Consider the following 20,194-nt stretch of genomic DNA (forward strand, 5'->3'; position numbering starts at 1 on the left):
GTGATCGACCGACGTGGCCTCGGCGACCTCCAACCGATCTCGCCAGCCGGCGGCAGCAACGAGCGCGGGACTGCCGCTGGGCGCCAGAAGCACGGCCCGGCCTGCGCGGGTGAACTGGCTAAGCCGCGCGGTGCGGGACCCCTCGGCCGGGGTGGCAGCGGCCAGTTCGAGGTCGGGGCAGTGCGAGCCGACCAGGGGGTGGGCGTCCGGAGTCGCGTAGGGCAGGGAGTATCGGGCCGCCAGCCCGGACAGCATCCGGCCGAAGTGGCGGTTGACGTCCTGGATGTCCATCAGGTCGGAGACGATGTCGCGTAGCGCGTCGGTGTGTGGACCAGGCAGCATCAGGGCCGACTGCGCGCGGGTGTTGTGCAGCACGGCGGCGGCCACCGGATGCCGTTCGGTGGTGTAGCTGTCGAGCAGGCCTGCCGGCGCTTGGGCCCCGCACCTGCGCGGCAAGTTTCCAGCCGAGGTTGACCGCGTCCATCAGGCCGAGGTTCAGGCCTTGGCCTCCGTTGGGTGAGTGGACATGCGCGGCGTCGCCGGCGAGCAGGACCCGGCCCTGACGGTAAGTGGCGGCCTGGCGGGCGTTGTCGGTGAACCGCAGCGCGTCCCTCAACCGCGTGATGGTCACGTCGGTGCCCGCCACGCGCCGCACACTGGCCTGCAACTCCTCGCAGGTGACGGGTCCCTGGCGGTCCTCGGGTCCGTCGCCGAAGTCGAAGGTGCCGATGACACCCGGTGCGTGGATCAGCATGCCGGTCGCGGTCCGGCCCGAGGGCGGAAGCCGCTGCGGATCGCTGAGCTCGACCCGGGCCTGGCGGGCGGTCATGAGGGGAGGCGTACCGGGGAATGCGAACCGGCCCAGAGTGCGCACGGTGCTGCGCCCACCGTCGCAGCCCACCAGGTAGGCCGCCTTGATCTTCCGCTCGCCGACGGGAGTGCGGACGGTCGCGGTGACGCCCTGATCGTCCTGGGCGATTGCGACGACGTCGTGTTCACGACGGACAGGAACTTGGAGCGCGCCGGCGTACTCGCCGAGCACGGCTTCCAGGTCCGGCTGCCAGATCAGGACGCCGCGGCGGTCGGGCTCCTCCTGCAGGAAAGGGTCGATCTTGTGGATCCAGGCGAAGTGGTCCTTCGTGCTGCCGTGCTCCTTCGCCTTGTCGGCACCCGCCTGCGGCTGGTGCGCGGCCAGCCGCTCGCCCAGGCCCCGCCGCTGCAGCGCCTCGAAGGCCAGGGGTCCCACCCCCCGAGCCTTGCGCTGGCTGGAGGGCTGGGCCAGTCGCTCCACGACCAGCGGCGTGGCGCCGGCCAGACGCAGCTCGGCGGCGAGCAGCAGGCCGACAGGTCCGGCTCCGACCACGATCACGTCGACGTCCACAGAACCATCTCCTTAACTTGTTAAGGCTGCATCCATCGCCCACCGTGTCCTTAACTTGTTAAGGTGTCAAGGGGAGAGGAGGTCGGAGCGCATGGCGATCGACAAGGAAGAGGCGGCGAGGACGGCGCTGCGGCTGCTGGACGACCAGGGACTGGACAAGCTGACCGTGCGCCGCGTGGCGTCCGAACTCGGCGTCAAGGCGCCCGCGTTGTATTGGCACTTCGAGGGCAAGCGGGCGCTGCTGGACCTGATGACCGACGTCATGCTCACCCGGGCCGCCACGGGTCTGGGCCGGCCGACGTCGTCACAGCCGTGGTGGCAGTGGCTCGAGCAGGCCCTCGATTCGCTGCGGCACGGCCTGCTCGCCCACCGGGACGGCGCTCGCGTCGCACTTGGCGCCGACGTCACCCGTGCCCTCGCGCTGGGCGCGTTCATCGAGCGCACCACCGAGGTCCTGCACGAGGTGGGCTTCGGTCTGGGCGACGCCTCGCGCGCGGCAGGCGCACTGGTGCACTTCGTCATCGGCCGCACCGTCGAGGAGCAGTCCCGGCCCGCTCCGGCCGCCGAACGCGCGGCAGCCTCCAGCGAGCAGTTCCCGTTCCCTACCCTGGCGCGGGCCCTGAGTGAACGTCACGCCTCCGGCAGCACCCCGGAGGACGACTTCCGCTACAGCCTCACCATCATGCTGACCGGGCTGCGCACCATCCACCAGCAGTCGGGGGCCGGCGGCCGTGCGGAGTCACCGTCGACCGCAGTCGATGCGCCGCCAGGGCAGGAGAACGCCACAGCCGGCCGCGTGATCCGCACCGTGCAGCTGCTGCGCTACCGCTCGGACGAACCGCCCGCCCGGGCAACTCCCGCGCCGGGAGGAGCTGCCCGGCGGCAGGCCGCCGTTGCCGGAAAACAGGTTGGTGCGGGGCGGTCGGGCTCGTACGGTCTTGGGTGTGATGAACACGGGTGAGCCGCGTTGGCGTTTTCTGGAGGCTACGGCTGAGGTCGAGTCGCTGGTGTGGGACGGTGACGAGCTGCTCGATGTGGTGGGCGGCGGGCGCCGGTGGGGGGCCGACGGCGTGGAGCGTCCCTCCTCATTCATCCATGACTTCCCGTTCGACCGGGGTCTCGTCTCCCCGTCCGGCCGCTTCACCGTCGTCTACGCCGAGCGCGGCACCGAGGCGCTGGTGCTCGAAGGCGATCAGCTGATCCGCGAGCTGGAGCGCGATGACGAGATCCCCGAGGACTTCGACTATCCCGTGGCGGTCGGAATGTTGCGGGACGGCCGCGAGGTCCTGGTGCACGGCCCGGAGCAGTACGGCGTCCTGGAGATCGAGGACCTGGAGACGGGCGAACGGCTCACCCGCGGTGAGCGCCACCCCCGGGACGTCTTCCACTCCCGGTTGGCGGTGAGTCCGGATGGGAGGCACCTGCTGTCGGCCGGCTGGTTGTGGCATCCGTACGGGATCGTCGAAGTGTTCGACCTGGACGCCGCGCTGACGGACTCAGCCGTGCTCGACGGCCGCGGCGTGCTTCCCACCGACGGGGGCATCGAGGACGAGGTGGTCTCCGTCTGTTGGCTCGACGGGGACCGGCTGGCCATCGCGACAGCGGTGTTCGGGGCCCACGACGGCAAGGAACGCCGGCAGTTGGGTGTGTGGTCGCTGGCGGAAGGCCGGTGGCTCGGTCGAAGCGCCGTCGACTTCACCCTCGGCACGCTGATCGCCCGGGGCGACACGGTCGTCGCCCTCCACGGGCACCCACGGCTGGTCGACCTCGCGACGGGCGCCGTGGTGGATGAGTGGCCCGACGTGGAGGTTTCCCAGAGGGAGGGCAGCTACGGGGTCACCCACATCCCGACGCCTGTCGTGGCCCTGCACCCCGACGGTTCCCGGCTGGCCGTCGCTCAGCCGGAAGGCGTCGCAATCATCGATCTTCCGGCCCGCTGAGCGCGTGCACGCCCCCGCAACGTCGACGAATGAAGTCCGCTCACCCCAGGAGTCGTTCCACTGCTCTGCGGGTGCGATCAGGGGCCGTGGTATCGCCGAAGAGTTGCACGGTGTGGTTGAGGCTGAGGAAGATCCCGGTCAGTTCGAAGACGAGTTGGTCCGGGTCGGTGGCGGGCGGCAGCTCGCCGGACACCACCGCGTGGCGAATGTCGCCCAAGAGCCGGTGCCGCCAAACCTGGTGCAGTTTGACCACGGCATCGCGTACGCGACCGGGCGTGCGGGCGTCGAACTCCACCGCGGAGGTGGTGAAGAGGCAGCCGCCAGGGAACGTGACGCGTTCGCGGTCCAGATACGTCGTCCACGCCTCGCACACCGCGCGCAGCCGCGCGAGCCCCGGCTCCGTATCGGAAGCTGGTTCCCAGACCGCCCGGGAGAAGACCTCGGAGGCGTGGCGCAGCGCGGCCAACTGCAAGATCTCTTTGGTGCCGAAATGGCCCAGTAGGCCCGACTTGCTGATGCCCAGATCGGTGGCGAGTCGACCGATCGTCAGGCCCTGCAGTCCCTCGACCGAGGCCACCGCGACGCTGCGCTCGACGATGCGTTCGCGGGTGCGGTGCGCCTCGGCGGCCGACTTCCTGGGGCTCATGGCCCCATCCTATCGACCATTGAGGCAAATTTAGCGTCCGACCGATCGGTCGCTATATTGTCGGCGTTGCCTACGGCCCGCCCCGGGCCGGACGTCGAGCCGAGGAGCCAGTCATGCCGGACGAAGCCGGAAGCCGTATCGCCGCCCTGGGTCACTACCAGCCGGGCGACGTTCTGACCAACCACGACCTCGCCCACCTCGTCGACACCAGCGATGAGTGGATTCGGCAGCGCACCGGCATCGAGACCCGCCACATCGCCCGGGAGGAATCGGTCACCGACCTGGCCACTGCGGCGGGCGGCAAAGCGCTCGCCGCCGCAGGGCTCGACCCCGCCGACATCGGGCTGGTCATCGTCGCCACCTCCAGCGCCATCGACCGCTGCCCCAGCATCGCCGCGCAGACCGCCGGCCGCCTCGGCATCCCCGCGGCCGCCGCCTACGACCTGAACAACGCCTGCGCCGGATTCACCACGGCCCTCGCCACTGCCGACCACTCCCTGCGTGCCGGTGCCTCGCGCCACGCACTGATCATCGGCGCTGAGAAGATGTCCGACCTGACGGACTGGACCGACCGCACCACCTGCGTGCTGCTGGGTGACGGCGCGGGTGCCGCTGTCGTCAGCGCCCACGCCGGCGCTGGTATCGGACCCGTCGTCTGGGGCTCCGACCCCACCCGCAGCGACGCCGTCCGCCTCCAGGACGCCTGGCAACCGCGTTTTCAACAGAACGGCCAGACTGTCTTTCGCTGGGCCACCACCCAACTCGTCCCCATCGCCGTCGAGGCCTGCCATCGTGCCGGGCTTACCCCCGCGGACCTGGGCGGCATCGTCACGCATCAGGCAAACCTGCGGATCATCGACTCGCTCGCCCGTCAACTGGGCGCCCCGCAGGCCGTCGTGGCCCGCGACGTCACGACGTCCGGCAACACCTCGGCGGCTTCGATCCCGCTCGCCCTGTCCAAGCTCGTCGAGGACCGCCAGATCCCCCAAGGAGCCCCGGTGCTACTGCTCGGCTTTGGCGGAGGCCTGTCCTGGGCAGCCCAAGTCGTCACCTGCCCCTGACGAAGGAACTTTGCCCCGCCGGGTGCTCGGGTCGACCACCGGCACCGCCACTGCACGCCGACCGCCGGCATCCTCGCCGAACTCCCCTCCATCGCCGCTGAGAGCACCTCCGACACCTTCGCGGTCCACGCCACGGACGTGCCCCTGCCGGAGGTCGAGCGGGCATGGACCATGCCCGCTCGACTCCCGGGCAGCGCGTCGTTCTGACCCCCTGAGGCCTGTCGTCATGCCCCCGGTCCTGTGCGATCACGGGTGGGGAGGAGGCCTGGCCGTAGGATGAGAAGCCTTGTCAGGGACCTCTGGGCCCGGGCTGCTACAGCCGCAACGGGGTGAAACGGATCCATCCGGTTGGCAGGAGCCGGCCGGCGAGGCGGCCTGCACCACCCGTTGGTGGATTGCTGCTCGGGCTCGCCACGCAGGAGACGATGGGGGCGGCAGACGTTGGATGACACGGAACTCATGGCGGCGGTCCGGCGGGGGGACGCACAGGCCGTGACCACATTGCTGGAGGCGAGAGCCGCCCCGGACACCGTCAAGGACGACGGCTTGCCGGCACTGTGCCTCGCGATCGCCGCCTACGACGCCACCGTCGCACGAGCGCTGGTCGACGGCGGCGCGGACGCGGGCCAGCCGCTGCCGGACGGAACGACTCCACTGATACGGGCCATCGACGGCGGCTCTCCCGCGGTGGTGGCATCCGTGCTGGGCCGAGAACCCCGGCTGCGCCTCCCGGAGGCCGAACGGGAACACCTGCTCGCCCTGGCCCGGCACTGGTACCAACGGGGCGCGGAGGACGAACTCCGAAGCCGGACAGGCAGGTCGGGCCCCGTCCACCGGGCCCAGGTGATGGACACCGACTACCACCATGTGACCCAGCTGACGCTCGGGGGCCATACGGTCCGCGCCGGGCACGGTGCGATCCTCACCGACCTCGAATGGGCGTTCCGCATCCTGACGCCGGTGGACGCGCTGATCTCCAGGGCCGTGGCGCAGCACGACCCGGACCATGTCGATTGGCGGTCCGCCCGGTGGGTCCTCAGCGAACGCCGCAGTCAGGAGACCTGGTCAGCGGTCACGGTGTTCCGCCACGACCCGGATCCGGAGCGCCGTCGTTTCGTCCTTGACGTCCTCTTCGCATACTTGGTCTGGTCGTCGAGTCGCCGGAACTCCTACGAGGAGGAGACGGCGGAACTGCTCGTCGCCTGGATCAGCGACGGCGAGGACGACCCCGGCGTCCTCGCCGAGGTGCTGTGGGTTCTGAGCGAGACGGATTACCAGGAGTTGCGGGTTGTGGGGCTGCTGTACCGCAGTCATCCGGACCCGCGCGTCCGCGCCCGCGTTCCCGATCTCCTGCGCGGGTGGGCCACCCCGCACCCTCCCCTTGTGGCGACGGCCCGGACCGCCCTGCTGGTACTCGCCGGGGACGAGGACTGGGGAGTGCGCGTCCAAGCCGGCGCGGTACTCGTCAGCGAGAACGACGGCAGCTCCGCGTTCACGGAGGCGGTCGTCGGACTGTTGCGGGATCCGGTGGCCGAGGTGCGGAGCGGTATCGCGCAGGCCGTCGCGGACGGCGCGGCCTGCCCGGCAGCGGTCGCCGACGCCCTCTTGGACCTGCTCGACGAGGAGGACTTCCTCACACGGCTCAACGCTGCTTATGGTCTGCTGCGGCGGGACGACCCGCGCACGGGCGACGCGATCGAACGGCTCGGCGCGCTCTCCCGCCCCGGCTTCGAGGACGACCACCGGCTGTCGGCTTTGTGGAGTTGGAAGTGGAACCGCGATCACCCTTCCGCCGCCGACCCCGCAACCTGACGCCGAAGGTCGGCCGGGAAGCCGGCAACTCGCCAACCGGGCCGGCCCTGGGCGTGGCCCGATGAGGCGTTCGCGCCGCCGGTGCGGTGGGAGTGTGCGCCGCGGCGACAGCGACGCGGTCCGCGACGCACCTCAGCTTCAGCGGGGGTAGACCTGGAAGGTCACCGCGGGGACGCCCCCGAAGCGCGGGGCGGCCATGTCGAGCATGCCTTGGAGGAAGGAACGGGCATACTCCGTAGGGGACTTGTCGGACAGTGCCGTGATGTACGCCCGGTGCTCCGCCAGTGACGTCACCGCCCGCTCCGCTCCCGAAGCCGTGGCCTCCACCGCGTGCGTGGCCTGGGGGGACCCGGCCACGGCCACCCATCGCACGCCGTCCCACGGCGCGTCCGGCAGGTCAGGGAAGATCCAGCGGTTGCCCGCGTCGCCCGCCGCGTCGAGTGTGGCCCGGCCGACGATTCGGTGGTCGGGGGAATTCCAGGCCGTGCCGCCCCACGTGTCGTGGTGGTTGAGCGTGATGAGCAGCTCGGGCCGGTGTCGGCGGATCGCGGCGGCCAGGTCGCGGCGCAGCTCCAGGCCGTCCTGGATGACGCCGTCGGCGTGGTCGAGGAATTCCACCGCCGTCACGCCCACCACGGCCGCGCTGGACCGCTGTTCGGCCTCGCGCACCCGGGCCGACTCCTTCGGTTCGAGGCCGTCGATCCCGGCCTCGCCACGGGTGACCAGCAGATAGGTGACCTCCCGTCCGGCTTCGGTCCACTGGGCGATCGCCGCTGCGGCCCCATACTCCAGGTCGTCGGGATGGGCGACGATGGCGAGAGCACGCTGCCAGTCGTCGGGCATAGGTGTCAGCTGATCCGTCATGCCCGCCACGTTAACGTCTGCCCGGTCGATCTGAGTCGCACAAGCCGAGGCGCCGCGAAAACGCCGCGCGGTGATGCGACGCAGGTCCTGACCCTGCCCTTGGGCACACCGGTCCGCACCCCCACCGGTGTGTTACCAGGTGATCAACGGCAACTGGGAGCGAAGCGCTTCGAAAGCGGCAGGGTCAGCGTCGGCGGGTCAACGGTCATGTCGAGACCTCCTCGGGTTCGGCGCGGGTGCCGGAAGTCAGGCCCCCAACATGGCTGTCGGAGCGATTTGACCTGTGTAGAAGGGTGATTGGTGAACCCTTCTCGGGGATCGACCTCGCCGGATGTCGCTTCGTACGGCCCCTTGTCGGATCGGTAACGCATCGTTAGTCTCACCCCTTAGTCGAAGCGCTTCAACGATGGGAGGATGCGGAGACCAGCGGCGCCAACTACGCGCCTTCGAGCACTTCGAGGCCTTTGGGCATGCAGGCCGGCCGGACCGGCCGGTCGTTGTGCCTTGGCGGAGCTGTCCCGGCCCGACCGGTAGCTCGATGCAGCAATTCCCCCGGGCGGAGTCGCGGTACTCCGCCGGATCTGACCGCGAACAACCCAGTCGCCTCTCGGAGGACTTGCTGCATGCCAACCTCTGCACCACAAGCCGCACCCACCGTCCGCGCCAATCCCGTCCTGGCGGGATTCCATCCCGATCCCAGCGTGTGCAGGGTGGGTGACGACTACTACCTGGCCTGCTCCAGCTTCGAGTACTACCCGGGCGTCCCCCTCTTCCACAGCCGCGACCTGGTGCACTGGACCCAGATCGGCAACGCCCTGGACCGCCCCGAGCAATTGAACATCCCCCTCGACTCGCGCTCCTCGGGCGGCGTCTACGCCCCCACCCTCCGCCACCACGAGGGCCTCTTCTGGCTGATCGTCACCAATGTCAGCGGGGACGGCAATCTGATCGTCACCGCCGCCGACCCGGCAGGGCCCTGGTCGGCGCCGGTCTTCGCGCCCGATGTCCCGGGCATCGACCCCGACCTGGCCTGGGACGAGGACGGCACCTGCTGGTGCACTGTCGCCGGGGTCTCCCAACGGCGCCTCGACCCGGCCACGGGCAAGGCCCTCAGCCCGACGCGACAGATCTGGTCCGGCACACCCGGCGCCAAGGCCCCCGAGGCGCCGCACCTCTACCGGATCGGTGCGTACTGGTACCTGCTCATCGCCGAGGGCGGCACCGAACGCGGCCACGGCATCTCCGTCGCCCGTGCCCGCACGCCCGAAGGACCGTTCGAGCCGTGCCCGGTCAACCCGATCCTGACCCATCGCAGCACGGACCACCCCATCCAGAACACCGGCCACGCAGACCTGGTGCAAGGTCCCGACGGCTCGTGGTGGATGCTGCTGCTGGGCGTCCGGCCCGCAGGCGGCACCCCCGGCTGGCACGTTCTGGGCCGGGAGACCTTCCTCGTGCCGGTGGCTTGGCAGGCCGAGTGGCCCGTCGTCGGCGAACTGTCCCTGACGCTAACTGCGCTGCCGTGGCCCTTGGAGCCCGTGCCGGCCGTCCCGGCCCGCGACGACTTCGACCTGGCCGACCTCAGTGAGCTCCGGCCGCACTGGATCTCCCTGCGGGACCGCTCCCCCCGGCACTTCTCGACCACGGAACGGCCCGGCTGGCTCACCCTGCACGCCCGCGGCGACGGTCTGGACGCTACGGACGCGGTTTTCCTTGGGCGCCGGCAGACCGACCCGTCGTGCGGGATGCGGGTCCTGTTCGACCCGGCGGCAGGCCGCGGTGGCCTGGCGGTCCGGCTCGACGAGGAGCACCACTACACGGTCGAGGCCGACGCGCGGGAAGTGCGGGCCGTCGCCAGGATCGGGCCGCTGCGGACTGTGCTCGCCGCGCAGCCGCGGCCCCCGGGACCTCTGGTACTGCGCACCGAGATCACCGAGACGCGGGCCCTGCGCGATGCCCGCACCGGCCCCGATACCGTCACCCTCGGGTTCGAGCACCCGGCGGAGGGCTTCGTCGTTCTCGCCTGCCTTGATGGCCGCTACCTGTCCACCGAGGTCGCCGGCGGTTTCACCGGACGCGTCCTCGGCGTGTACGCGGCGGCGGGAACCGTCCATATCGACTGGTGCGAATACCAACCCGCAAGCGGCTGACCAAGCGTCATGCGGCTTGCGCCTGCCACCGAGGTCATGTGAGGCGACGGGGTCTCCTCGCGGGACCGCCCGCGATGGGCGAGAGTGCGTCGGGCCCCTGTCACAGCCGTGCCCTGCCTGTGGAACGGGGCAGGGCACGGCTTCCCGCCCGATGGCGAGGCCTGGTGGTGGCGCGTGACAGCACGGTGACGACGGCGCCGCGGGCGAGGGACTTCTTCACGTCAAGCGACTTCAGCACTACTCCGAGTGAGACATTCCCGACATTAAGTGCACGGCTGGGATCTGCCGCGGCCGGTCGGGCCTGGCGGGGCGGGGGCGCCGGGGATGTGCGGGCGGGCGCGCCGAAGTCGCTCGTGAGTCCGCTCGGGCTCATGGGCGACTGCTTCGCTCACGGCAGTGGCGCGGTCCGACGCGTCCGCAGAGCGGATATTCGGGGCCCAGTGGTGCGGGCCAACCTTGAAGTCTGGCAGCCGTCGCTAACGTCTCACTCACGTTTCGCTTACGTGATGCCCGTGGCTGTGCGCTGGTGGAATCAGGTGTCGATCAGGCTTGCCCGGACCCGGGCATGCGGTACAGCATGACCTTGCGTGACATCGCCGCTCGTCGGTTCTCGAGGAGGAGAGCCCTGTCGGCAGGGCCTCTTGGCGCCCGGCGGTGTCAGGCCAGTGAGGCGGCGCGGGCGGGGTCGATGGCGTGCTGGAGCGGCTGGTTCTGGGTGAGGCGGCGGAGTTCGTCGAGCACCAGTTGTCCGAGGCGGTGGCGTTCGGCGCCCATGGCGCCGCCCAGGTGCGGTGTCAGGACGACGTTGGGAAGGGTGAACAGTGGTGAGTCATGGGCCGGGGGCTCGGGGTGTGTTACGTCGAGTACGGCGGTGAGGTCGGGTCTGGCGTGCAGGACCCGCGCGGCGGCGGTCTCGTCGATCAGCGCGCCCCGCGCGGTGTTGATCAGTGTCGTGCCCGGCCCCATGGAGTTCAGCAGCTGTGCCCCGATCGAGCCGCGGGTCTCGGGCAGGAGCGGGGCATGGAGGCTGACGACGTGACAGGTGGCGAAGAGTTCCTCGATGGAGATCAGCCGAACTCCCGCGCGCTGGGCGGTGTCCGTGGAGGCGACGGGATCCGTGGCGAGGACCTCGACGTCGAAGCGGGCGAGGTGGGCGGCGACGAGTTGGCCGATGTGCCCGAGTCCCAACAGGCCCACCCGTGAACGGTAGGCGCCCGGGACGTCGGGATCGGTGGGGAAACGGTGGCTGTGTGCCACCTCCCGCTCGATGCGGTGGGCCTGTTTCAGTCCGAGGAGGACATGGGCGAGGGTGAACTCCGCGACCGGAACGGCATTGGCCGCGGCGGCGGAGACGATCGGGATGTCGCGCTCCCAGAACGCGGGTGTAGTCAGGTGCCGGACGGATCCCGCCGCGACGAGAACGGCCCGCAGTCGAGGGGCACGCGACAGGAGGGCGCCATCGAGGACGGGTGCACCCCAGCCGGTGAGCAGCAGGTCGACGGTCCGCAGCACGTCGGGGTCCGCGTCGAGCTCCTGCCGGGTGAGGGGCGGTCCCTGCCACTGCACGAGCCGGCCGATCTCGGCCAGGACTTCGGGCGGGTAGACGTCGTCCCGGCGTTCTTCCTCCATGACCAACAGGGCGGTCGGTGCGGTGGCCGGTTCGTTCATGTCGGGTTGGTCTCCTCGGGCTGTCCGGTGCTGGATCCGCGGCCGGACGGTCGGCGGTCCCTGCTCGGATGTGGTGGTAAGCGTCTTACTTGATGTCGCGTATTGGTGCGGCATGTTCGTTGTCTGACCCGTAGCTCGCAGGAACCATACATCGGATCACTGGAATGTCATCGGCGCTACCTCGGATGTCAGATCTTCACTGCGCGGGCGGCTGTTGCGGAGGGTGCAACGCGCCTTCGAAGTGCCCGGCCGCTCGCACGAACGCGCAAATTGCACCTGTAAGACGCGATATTTGGGTACTGGATCATTCTTCCTGCCTGACGCATCGAGTGGGGGAGGTGTAGGAGTCCGCCGGATGAGCGCTCTCGTTGGTCGGTTGAAACCTTCTGTATTCATCGGACTATTGACCCTTGATTCGGACCCGGTTACGGTCCCAGAAAGCGCTTTCCAGGCCACTGTGATGCGGCGGAAATACAGGAGTTGTCATGCAGAGATCGCGATGGATCGGTGCGGGGGCTCTCGCCTCGGTACTGATCCTCACCAGCTGTACATCCGGGCCTGCGGGAGTGGATGCCAAGCAGGACTCCAAGGCGCCTCTCGAGCTCTGGACCAGGACGACGCCTGGCGGGCCGGGGGAGAAGGGCGCACTACAGCTTGCCGCCGCCTTCGAGAAGGCGACGGGTTACCAGGTCAAGGTCACGGCCATCTTCGACGACTTCGAGACCAAACTGCAGCAGCGGGCCGCCCAGAAGAAGCTCCCCGACATCGTCATGAACGACGTGACGCAGCTCGGGACCATGCACAGCCAGGGTCTGCTCCGCGAGATCGACCTGGGCAAGATCAAGGACAGCAAGCAGATCATCGGCCAGGGGCTGGAGTCCGGGAAGAGCCTGGACGGCAAGCAGTACGGGCTGCCGTTTTCCGCGCAGGCGTCCGCGCTGCTGATCCGCAAGGACTGGCGCGAGAAGCTGAAGCTCGACATCCCGCGGAACTGGGACGACTTCGCCGCGATGGCCACGGCCTTCACCACCCAGGACCCCGACGGCGACGGCAAGAACAACACCGCCGGGCTCGCCGCCCCGCTGTCCACCAAGCGCGGGTACGCCTCCTGGTACTTCTCCAACTTCCTCTGGGCCGCGGGCGGCGACTTCATCACCGAGGCAGGGAAGGGCAAGTACAAGCCGGCGATGACCACCAAGGCCTCGGTGCAGGCCATGCAGTGGTTCCGCGACCTGGGGTGCAAGTCCAAGGCCATCCAGCCCGGCGCCGTGACCATGGACACCCCGCCGACGAACGAGACGTTCGAGTCGGGCCGAGCCGGCATGTTCGTCGTCGGCCCGTACCTGCTGCCCCGCTTCGACAAGTCCCTCGGCAAGGACAAGTACGAGGTCGTGCCGATGCCCAAGGGGCCGAAGGACGCCACCGTCCTCGCCGAGGGCGGCTCCGTCTACCTGATGGCCGGCTCCGACAACCAGGCCGGCCAGGACGCCTTCGCCAGCTTCGCGGTGTCCGTCGACGGTCAGAAGAAGGGGATGGAGGGCGCCACCGGCTACACCGTGCAACTTCCCGTCAACACCGCCGTGGACATCTCCCAGATCCGCCCCGACCCTCGCTGGAAGACCTACGCCCAGGCGTACCGGGACTCCGGCCGGTACGCGCCCTCCATCCCGAACTGGACGCCGGTGCGGCAGGTGACAGCCGACGCGGTGAACGCACTGATGGCGGACTGCGGCCTGGACATCAACGCCAAGTTGGGTGCGCTCGACAAGCAGCTCGCCGACATCCTCAAGGAGCAGGGGATCGCCGCGTCATGAGCCTCGACCAGGCGGAATCGGCCGCCCGTCCGGCGGCCGGCTCCGCCCCCCGCGAAGCCGGCCGCCGGACGGGCGGGACCGCCGGTCGCCGGGGGCGCGGCCGCAGATCGGGCCGGTGGTGGACGCCCTGGCTGTTCCTCGCCCCGGCGCTGCTCCTGTTCCTGTACTTCAAGTTCATACCCATGGCCAGCGCACTGACCATGTCCTTCCAGGACGTTCAGCCCTACCTGGGCAACAGGTGGGTCGGCACCGAGAACTACGCCACGGTGCTGCAGTCCAGCGGATTCCGCGAGGCCGCGTGGCACACGGTCGTCCTCGCCGTCGGAGAGACCGTCGGCTCGATGTCGCTCGGCTTCGCCCTGGCACTGCTGATGGAGGGGCAGAGCCGTCGACTGGGATTCGTGCGCTCCGCGGCGTTCCTTCCGGTGGTGGTGCCGATCGCGGTCGTCGCCGAACTGTGGCGGATCATGTACCACCCGACCGGGGACGGCATGCTCAACTCCGTGCTCGGTGTGGTGGGACTGGGCCCGTCGGGGTTCATCAACGACCCCGACACCTCGATGGCATCCATCATGCTCACGGGCGTCTGGCGGGGAGCCCCCTACGACATGATGATCTTCCTCGCCGGTCTGACGAGTGTGGACCGCGGACTGTACGAGGCGGCGAAGGTAGACGGCGCCTCCCGGTGGCAGCGAGTGCGGTACGTGACGGTGCCCGGCCTGCGTTCGGTGTTCTCGATCCTGTTCATCCTCGCCGCGATTCGCGGACTGCGGGTGTTCACCGAGGTGTTCCTGCTGACCAACGGGGGCCCCAACGGCTCCACCGAGGTCGTCATGACCCTCATCTACAAGCTCGGGCTCGAGCAGAACCGACTCGGCGTCGGCGCGGCGGGAGCGGTCCTGCTGTTCGTCGCGACGCTGATCCTGACCATTGTCGTCCAACTGCTGCGGCGGAGGGAGAGCAAGTGAGTGCGCCGACCGAGACCGCGCTGGGCCTGACCGAGAGCCGGAGCGTCGGCGGACGGATCCTGAAGGCCGTCATCTACCTACTGGTCCTGACCGTGTTCGCGGGTCCGCTGCTGGCCCTGCTCGTCGGCGCCTTCGGCCATGTCAAGGACCCGACGCAGCTGAGCGTCGTGCCCAAGGGCTTCACGTTGGACAACTTCCGGATCGCCTTCGACCAGGGGGTGCTCAAGTACCTGCTGAACTCGTTCTTCGTGGTCGGCTTCGGACTGCTGCTCCAGGTGGCCGTCTCCGTCCTGGCCGGATACGCGCTGGCCAGGAAGGTCTTCCCCGGAATGACGCTGGCGCTCGTCGCCATCCTGGCGACGCTGATGCTGCCCGAGGAGATCCTGGCCCTCCCGCTGTCCGTCATCCTCTCCGACCTCCCGGTCGTCCACTTCAACCTCATCGGCACCCTCGCCGGAATGATCGTCCCACTGGGTGCCTGGGGATTCTCCATCCTGGTGATGACCGAGTTCATGAAGGACGTGCCGCGCGAACTCGAAGAGGCCGCCCGGATCGACGGCGCCGGAGACCTGCGGATCTTCGCCCAGATCATTCTGCCGATGTGCAAGCCCGCCCTCGGCGTCATCGGGGTCTTCGGCTTCACCATGATCTGGGACCAGTACCTGCTGCCCCTGCTGGTCTCCACCGACTCGTCCTCGTACACGCTGCCGCTGGCGCTGCGGACCCTGCGGATCGACCCGTCCGTCACCCCCGGAGTGGTGATGGCCGCCTCGCTGCTGGCCCTGCTGCCCTCGGTGATCGTCTTCCTGTTCTTCCAGCGGTCCTTCGTCAGCGGTCTGTCCTCCGGGGCGCTCAAGGGCTGACCCGCCGACCGACCCGCCGCCCTGCCGACGGCCCCGCTGACCGGTCGGCCCCGCCCCGCCCCCGTCCCGTACGACCAGTCCTGACGCGCGCCGAAAAGCCACCGACGCCAACGCCGACGCCGATGAGAAAGAGCGATCCCCCATGACTCCGAGCGCTGACATCCCGCGGGCGCACCTGTCCGCGACCCCGGCTCCCGAGGGAGGTCCGGAGACGGACTGGTTCACCGTCGCCCGGTTCGGCATGTTCGTCCACTGGGGTCTGTACTCCCTCGCCGCACGGCACGAGTGGGTCAAGAACCGTGAGCGGCTGACCGACGAGCAGTACCAGGTGTACTTCGACCACTTCGACCCCGACCGCTACGACCCCGCCCAGTGGGCCAGGGCGGCCAAGGCGGCGGGCATGCGGTACGTCGTCCTCACCACCAAGCACCACGACGGCTTCTGCCTGTGGGACAGCGCTCTCACCGAGTACAAGGTCACCAACACCCCGCACGGCCGTGACCTGGTGGGGCCGTTCGTCGAGGCCTGCCGCGCCGAAGGGCTCAAGGTCGGCCTCTACTACTCACTGATCGACTGGCACCATCCGTCCTTCCCCGTGGACGGCACCCATCCGCAGCGCGACGACGAGGCGTTCAAGGCATCCAACACCGAGCGGGACGTCCGCGACTACCAGCGCTACCTGCACGGCCAGGTCCGCGAACTGCTGACCTCGTTCGGACGCGTCGACTACCTGTTCTTCGACTTCTCGTACGCCGGGCGCACCTGGTGGGGAGGGAAGGGGCCCGACGACTGGGATTCCCCGCAGCTCCTGCGGACGATTCGCGAACTGCAGCCGCACGTCCTCGTCAACGACCGGACCGGCCTTCCCGGGGACTTCGTCACCCCTGAGCAGTACCAGCCGTCCGGTCCCATGACCGACAACGGGCAACCCGTGCTGTGGGAAGCCTGCCAGACGCTCAACGGCAGCTGGGGCTACGACCGGGACAACCTGGACCACAAGAGCCCCGACCTGCTGATCCGCATGCTCGTCGACGGGGTGTCCAAGGGCGGCAACCTGCTGCTCAACGTGGGGCCCACCGGCCGCGGCGCTCTCGACCCGCGCGACAGCGCGGTCCTCGAGGAGATCGGCCGGTGGACGCAGCTGCACGAGCGGTCGATCCGCGGCTGCGGCCCCTCCTCCTACACCGCCCCCGCCGAATGCCGGTACACCCAGCGCGGCGACCGGCTCTACGTCCACCTGTTCGCCTGGCCGCTGCGCCACCTGCACCTGCCCGGCCTGGCCGGCCGGGTGCGCTACGCACAGCTGCTCAACGACGCGTCCGAGATCATCCCGGTCCACATCGACCCGGACCGGCCCGCGGTCAACACCGAGATGGGCGGACAGCCTGCCGGAACGCTTACGCTCCAGCTCCCGGTCAGGCGCCCCGACACCCCCGTCCCCGTCATCGAACTGTTCCTGGACGCCCAGGCCACCCAAAACGCCGGGGACACAGCCCTGGCCGCCGGCTGATCGCCCGCCGGAACACCCGTCCGTCCACCACACCCTCACGGAGGCACCATGCAACGCCGCACGTTCCTCATGGGCACCGCGGTAGGGGCGGCGCTGGCCGTCGCCCCTGCCGGCGGACCGCTGACCGCCAGCGCGAACACGGCCCCGACGGCCGTCCGCACGCTGGACGAGCTGCAGGCCGCGATCGACCGGGCACGACCCGGTGACCGGATCGTCGTGGCCGACGGGACCTACACCGTCCCACCGGACCGCCCGCTCACCGTTCGGAACAAGCAGGGCACCAGGCGCGCGCCCATCACCATCGTTGCCCGCACGCGCGGCGGCGTCATTCTGGAAGGCGCGCACAGCTTCGTCCTCGAAGCGTCCAGCCACATCGCCCTCAGCGGCTTCTCCTTCCGGCAGAGCAGCACCCTGGACATCCCCCCGGACTGCTCGTACATCAGGCTCACCCGCAACGACTTCCAACTGGCCGACATCGAGGGCCTGCACTGGGTGATGGTGCGCGCGGACGACAGCACGGTCGACCACAACCACTTCCACGGCAAGAGCACGCTCGGCATCTACCTCGGCATCGAGGGCGCGGGCACGGAGGAGATGGCCCAGCGCGTCCACGTTTACCGCAACTACTTCTCCGATCACACCTTCCCCGGCTCCAACGGCGGCGAACCGATCCGGCTCGGCGTCAGCCCCCGGGCCCTGTCCAGTGCCCACGCGGTCGTGGAGTACAACCTGTTCGAGCGCGCCAACGGGGACCCCGAGGCGATCTCGGTGAAGACCTCGGACAACACCATCCGGTACAACACCATCCGCGACAGTTTCGGAGGGATCGTCCTGCGGCACGGCAACCGCAACCGGGTGGAGGCCAACCACCTTGTCGACGGCACGGAAGGCGTGCGGATCTACGGCAACGACCATGTGATCGTCAACAACTACCTCGCCGGCCTGTCCGGGCGCGCCCTGGTGATCGGCAGCGGTTCGGAGCGCGATCACCTCCCCGGCGAGACTCCCGAGGCGCGCCGCGGCAACGACGCCCCCGACCGGATTCTCATTGCGTACAACACCCTGCTGAACAACGGCGGCACGCTCTCCGGGGAGAGCCAGCGCCCGCACGAGCCGCGGGACGTCACCGTCGCCGACAACCTGCTCGTCGCGGACACGGGCCAACTGGTCGCGATGGCGAACACCGTGCGCTTCACCTGGTCGGGCAATCTCCTGTGGGGTGCCGCCGCCGACGGCAACATCCCCGCCGGTGGCGGCACCCGTGTCGACCCGAAACTGGTGGCGGACCCGCACGGCATCGCCCGCCCGGCCGCCGGCAGCCCGGCGATCGACGCGGGCACGCTGCGGTGGCCGCGCGTGACCCACGACATCGACGGACAGCCCCGCGGCAGGGCCCGGGATGTGGGCGCCGACGAGTACTCCCGCCGGGCGCCGCGGCGCGGACCCCTGACCCCGGCCGACGTCGGTCCCCACGCCGGCTGAGCGCACCCGCCCACCTCGACACAGGAGGCACCATGCAACGACGCACGTTCCTCAGAAGCACGGCCCTGGCCGCCCTGGCCGCTGTACCCGTCGCCGCCGCGCTGTCGGGCAGCGCATCGGCGGCCGACATCCCCGTCGCCTCCCTCGCAGCGCTGCAGAGCGCGATCAACGGCGCGGCACCGGGTGACCGGATCGTCGTCGCCGACGGCACCTACACGGTCCCGGCGGGCGGCGGGATCAACATCTCCGGCAAGAACGGCACGGGTGCCGCGCCCATCACCATCGTGTCCAAGACCCGTGGCGGTGTGGTGCTGCGGGGCGCGCGCGGCTTCGTGCTCAGCAATTCGAGCAACATCATCATCAGCGGCTTCGCGTTCCGGCAGAGCACCACGCTGGAGATCCCGGCGGACTGCTCGGCGATCCGGCTGACCCGCAACGACTTCCAGTTCGCGGACACCGGCGATCCGTACTGGGTCGTCGTGCGGGCGGACGACTCGAAGATCGACCGTAACCATTTCCACAACAAGACCACCGCGGGCATCTTCCTCGTCGTCGACGGGCCCGGCTCGACGGCCATGGCTCAGAACCTGCGCATCTTCCGCAACCACTTCTCCGACCACAGCTTCGCCGGGGACAACGGCGGGGAGCCCATCCGCCTCGGTGTCAGCGGCCGGGCCTTGTCCGCTGCCGGCGCCTATGTGGAGTACAACCTCTTCGAGCGCTGCAACGGTGACCCCGAGGCCATTTCCGTGAAGTCCTCGGAGAACACCGTGCGGTACAACACCATCCGCGACAGCCGCGGCGGCATCGTGCTGCGGCACGGCAACCGCAGCCGGGTGGAGGGCAACCACCTGATCGGCGGGACAGACGGGGTGCGCGTCTACGGCAACGACCATGTGATCGTCAACAACTACCTCAGCGGGCTGTCCGGCCGGGCCCTGGTGGTCGGCAGCGGCACCACCCGGGATCACACCGCAGGGGAGACGGAGGCTCAGCGGCGGGGCAACGACGCCTGCGACCGCGCGGTGATCGCGCACAACTCTCTGATCAACAACGTTGGCACGCTGTCGGGTGAGACGCGGGCGTACGAGCCGCAGGGTGTGACCATCGCGGACAACCTGCTGGTCGGCGACTCCGGCAGCCTCGTCGCGATGGGAGCCACCTCCGGTTTCACCTGGCAGAGCAACCTGCTGTGGGGGGCGGCCGCCAACGGCAACATTCCCTCCGGAGGCTTCACCCGGGCCGACCCCCGGCTCAGTCAGGGCGCCGACGGTGTTCTGCGGCTGACGGCGAGCAGCCCGGCGATCGGCGCCGCCACGGGCAGCACGGTTGTGGCCGACGACATCGACGGGGACCAGCGCGGCAGCGTACGGGACATCGGTGCCGACGAGTACGCGACCGCGGCCGCCCTCCGGCACCCTCTCACCGCCGCGGACGTGGGCCCGAACGCCGCCTGAGCGAGCAACGGTGACGGGGCACCGCCCGCCTGACCGGCCAGTCCACCCGACCGGCCGGCCCACAGAACCGGTCCGCCCGGCCCCCCTCCCGGCGGACCGCACCACACCTCCGCACCAGACAGAAGCATGAGAATCGATAGCCAGCCGCTGTCCGACCTCAGGAAGGCAGTGCCATGACCGAGGAGAGCAGACGGACCGCGGCGGATCGCCCCCCGCTCCGCCCGCCGGCCGGGCCGGACACCGGGACGGACCGCGGCGCGGACGGCGGGCGGACCAGGCTCGGCCTGTGCTCGGTGACCTTCCGCCGGCTGCCCGCCGCCGAGGTCGCGCGACGCGCGGCTGACGCGGGCCTGGAGGTGATCGAGTGGGGAGCGGACGTGCACGCGCCCGCGGGGGAGCCCGCCATGGTCCGCGCGGTCCGCGAGGTCTCCGACCACTACGGACTGACCTGCTGCTCGTACGGTTCGTACTTTCGCGCCACCTCCGCCGAGCTGGCCGCGTTCCCCGCGGTCGCCCGGGCCGCGGTTCTGCTCGGGGCACCGCGCGGAAGCTGTCCGCACGGCTGGTCGTCATCACCC

15 protein-coding genes and 2 pseudogenes are annotated in these 20,194 nt (G+C 69.8%); 12 read left to right on the forward strand and 5 right to left on the reverse strand.

Translation table 11 applies throughout. The features are described from left to right. Both O3X23_RS42050 and O3X23_RS42055 read right to left on the reverse strand, forming a co-directional pair. Window positions 1-456, reverse strand: a 456-nt coding sequence (locus O3X23_RS42050) for an aromatic-ring hydroxylase C-terminal domain-containing protein (RefSeq protein WP_443048143.1), incomplete at its 3' end; no start/stop codon positions are given. A 37-nt stretch (window positions 457-493) separates the two neighbouring features. Further along, window positions 494-1,381, reverse strand: a pseudogene (locus O3X23_RS42055) (FAD-dependent monooxygenase); the annotation flags it as partial. A 91-nt stretch (window positions 1,382-1,472) separates the two neighbouring features. Between O3X23_RS42055 and O3X23_RS42060 the strand changes: the two are divergent. Together O3X23_RS42060 and O3X23_RS42065 are read left to right on the forward strand one after the other, a co-directional pair. Then, a complete protein-coding gene (locus O3X23_RS42060) occupies window positions 1,473-2,342 on the forward strand; it encodes a TetR/AcrR family transcriptional regulator C-terminal domain-containing protein (protein WP_269280005.1) in 870 nt (289 codons plus the stop codon). Then, the gene (locus O3X23_RS42065) at window positions 2,329-3,321 is read left to right on the forward strand and encodes a WD40 repeat domain-containing protein (protein ID WP_269280041.1); all 993 of its coding nucleotides are present in this window, start codon (window positions 2,329-2,331) and stop codon (window positions 3,319-3,321) included. Before O3X23_RS42060 ends, O3X23_RS42065 begins: the two co-directional genes overlap by 14 nt. Before the next feature lie 40 nt (window positions 3,322-3,361). On the opposite strand, the gene O3X23_RS42070 is transcribed toward O3X23_RS42065, so the two are convergent. Beyond that, the gene (locus O3X23_RS42070; protein WP_269280008.1) at window positions 3,362-3,967 is read right to left on the reverse strand and encodes a TetR/AcrR family transcriptional regulator; all 606 of its coding nucleotides are present in this window, start codon (window positions 3,965-3,967) and stop codon (window positions 3,362-3,364) included. A 113-nt stretch (window positions 3,968-4,080) separates the two neighbouring features. On the opposite strand from O3X23_RS42070, the gene O3X23_RS42075 reads away from it, so the two are divergent. Next, window positions 4,081-5,028 (forward strand): beta-ketoacyl-ACP synthase III, encoded by a 948-nt coding sequence (locus O3X23_RS42075; protein ID WP_269280010.1) that lies wholly within the window; start codon window positions 4,081-4,083, stop codon window positions 5,026-5,028. 459 nt (window positions 5,029-5,487) lie between these two features. Next, the gene (locus O3X23_RS42080; RefSeq protein ID WP_331284016.1) at window positions 5,488-6,840 is read left to right on the forward strand and encodes an ankyrin repeat domain-containing protein; all 1,353 of its coding nucleotides are present in this window, start codon (window positions 5,488-5,490) and stop codon (window positions 6,838-6,840) included. Between the two features lie 138 nt (window positions 6,841-6,978). On the opposite strand, the gene O3X23_RS42085 is transcribed toward O3X23_RS42080, so the two are convergent. Further along, window positions 6,979-7,704, reverse strand: a complete 726-nt coding sequence (locus tag O3X23_RS42085; RefSeq protein WP_269280015.1) for a PIG-L deacetylase family protein — start codon at window positions 7,702-7,704, stop codon at window positions 6,979-6,981. 623 nt (window positions 7,705-8,327) lie between these two features. Here O3X23_RS42085 and O3X23_RS42090 point away from each other — a divergent pair. Further along, entirely contained in the window at window positions 8,328-9,854 is a 1,527-nt protein-coding gene (locus O3X23_RS42090; RefSeq protein WP_269280017.1) for a glycoside hydrolase family 43 protein, read from the forward strand. A gap of 657 nt (window positions 9,855-10,511) precedes the next feature. On the opposite strand, the gene O3X23_RS42095 is transcribed toward O3X23_RS42090, so the two are convergent. Further along, complete coding sequence (locus tag O3X23_RS42095) at window positions 10,512-11,522, reverse strand: hydroxyacid dehydrogenase (protein ID WP_269280019.1); 1,011 nt, start codon at window positions 11,520-11,522, stop codon at window positions 10,512-10,514. 485 nt (window positions 11,523-12,007) lie between these two features. Between O3X23_RS42095 and O3X23_RS42100 the strand changes: the two genes are divergently transcribed. The 7 genes and pseudogenes from O3X23_RS42100 to O3X23_RS42130 form a co-directional block, all read left to right on the forward strand. Continuing rightward, window positions 12,008-13,336 carry a sugar ABC transporter substrate-binding protein gene (locus O3X23_RS42100; protein WP_269280022.1) on the forward strand — a complete coding sequence of 443 codons (1,329 nt, stop codon included), beginning with the start codon at window positions 12,008-12,010 and terminating at the stop codon, window positions 13,334-13,336. Then, the gene (locus tag O3X23_RS42105; RefSeq protein WP_269280025.1) at window positions 13,333-14,304 is read left to right on the forward strand and encodes a carbohydrate ABC transporter permease; all 972 of its coding nucleotides are present in this window, start codon (window positions 13,333-13,335) and stop codon (window positions 14,302-14,304) included. The genes O3X23_RS42100 and O3X23_RS42105 overlap by 4 nt, the downstream gene beginning before the upstream one ends. Then, window positions 14,301-15,167 carry a carbohydrate ABC transporter permease gene (locus tag O3X23_RS42110; protein ID WP_269280029.1) on the forward strand — a complete coding sequence of 289 codons (867 nt, stop codon included), beginning with the start codon at window positions 14,301-14,303 and terminating at the stop codon, window positions 15,165-15,167. Before O3X23_RS42105 ends, O3X23_RS42110 begins: the two co-directional genes overlap by 4 nt. A 142-nt stretch (window positions 15,168-15,309) precedes the next feature. Beyond that, window positions 15,310-16,677 (forward strand): alpha-L-fucosidase, encoded by a 1,368-nt coding sequence (locus O3X23_RS42115; protein WP_269280031.1) that lies wholly within the window; start codon window positions 15,310-15,312, stop codon window positions 16,675-16,677. A 48-nt stretch (window positions 16,678-16,725) separates the two neighbouring features. Beyond that, window positions 16,726-18,159, forward strand: coding sequence for a polysaccharide lyase 6 family protein (locus tag O3X23_RS42120; RefSeq protein ID WP_269280035.1), 1,434 nt, complete (start codon window positions 16,726-16,728; stop codon window positions 18,157-18,159). 32 nt (window positions 18,160-18,191) lie between these two features. After that, on the forward strand, window positions 18,192-19,616 hold the full coding sequence (locus tag O3X23_RS42125) for a polysaccharide lyase 6 family protein (RefSeq protein ID WP_269280037.1): 1,425 nt from the start codon (window positions 18,192-18,194) through the stop codon (window positions 19,614-19,616). A 173-nt stretch (window positions 19,617-19,789) separates the two neighbouring features. Beyond that, window positions 19,790-20,194 (forward strand): annotated as a pseudogene (locus tag O3X23_RS42130) (sugar phosphate isomerase/epimerase family protein); the annotation flags it as partial.

Source organism: Streptomyces sp. H39-S7 (genome assembly GCF_027158205.1).
Taxonomy (GTDB): Bacteria; Actinomycetota; Actinomycetes; order Streptomycetales; family Streptomycetaceae; genus Actinacidiphila.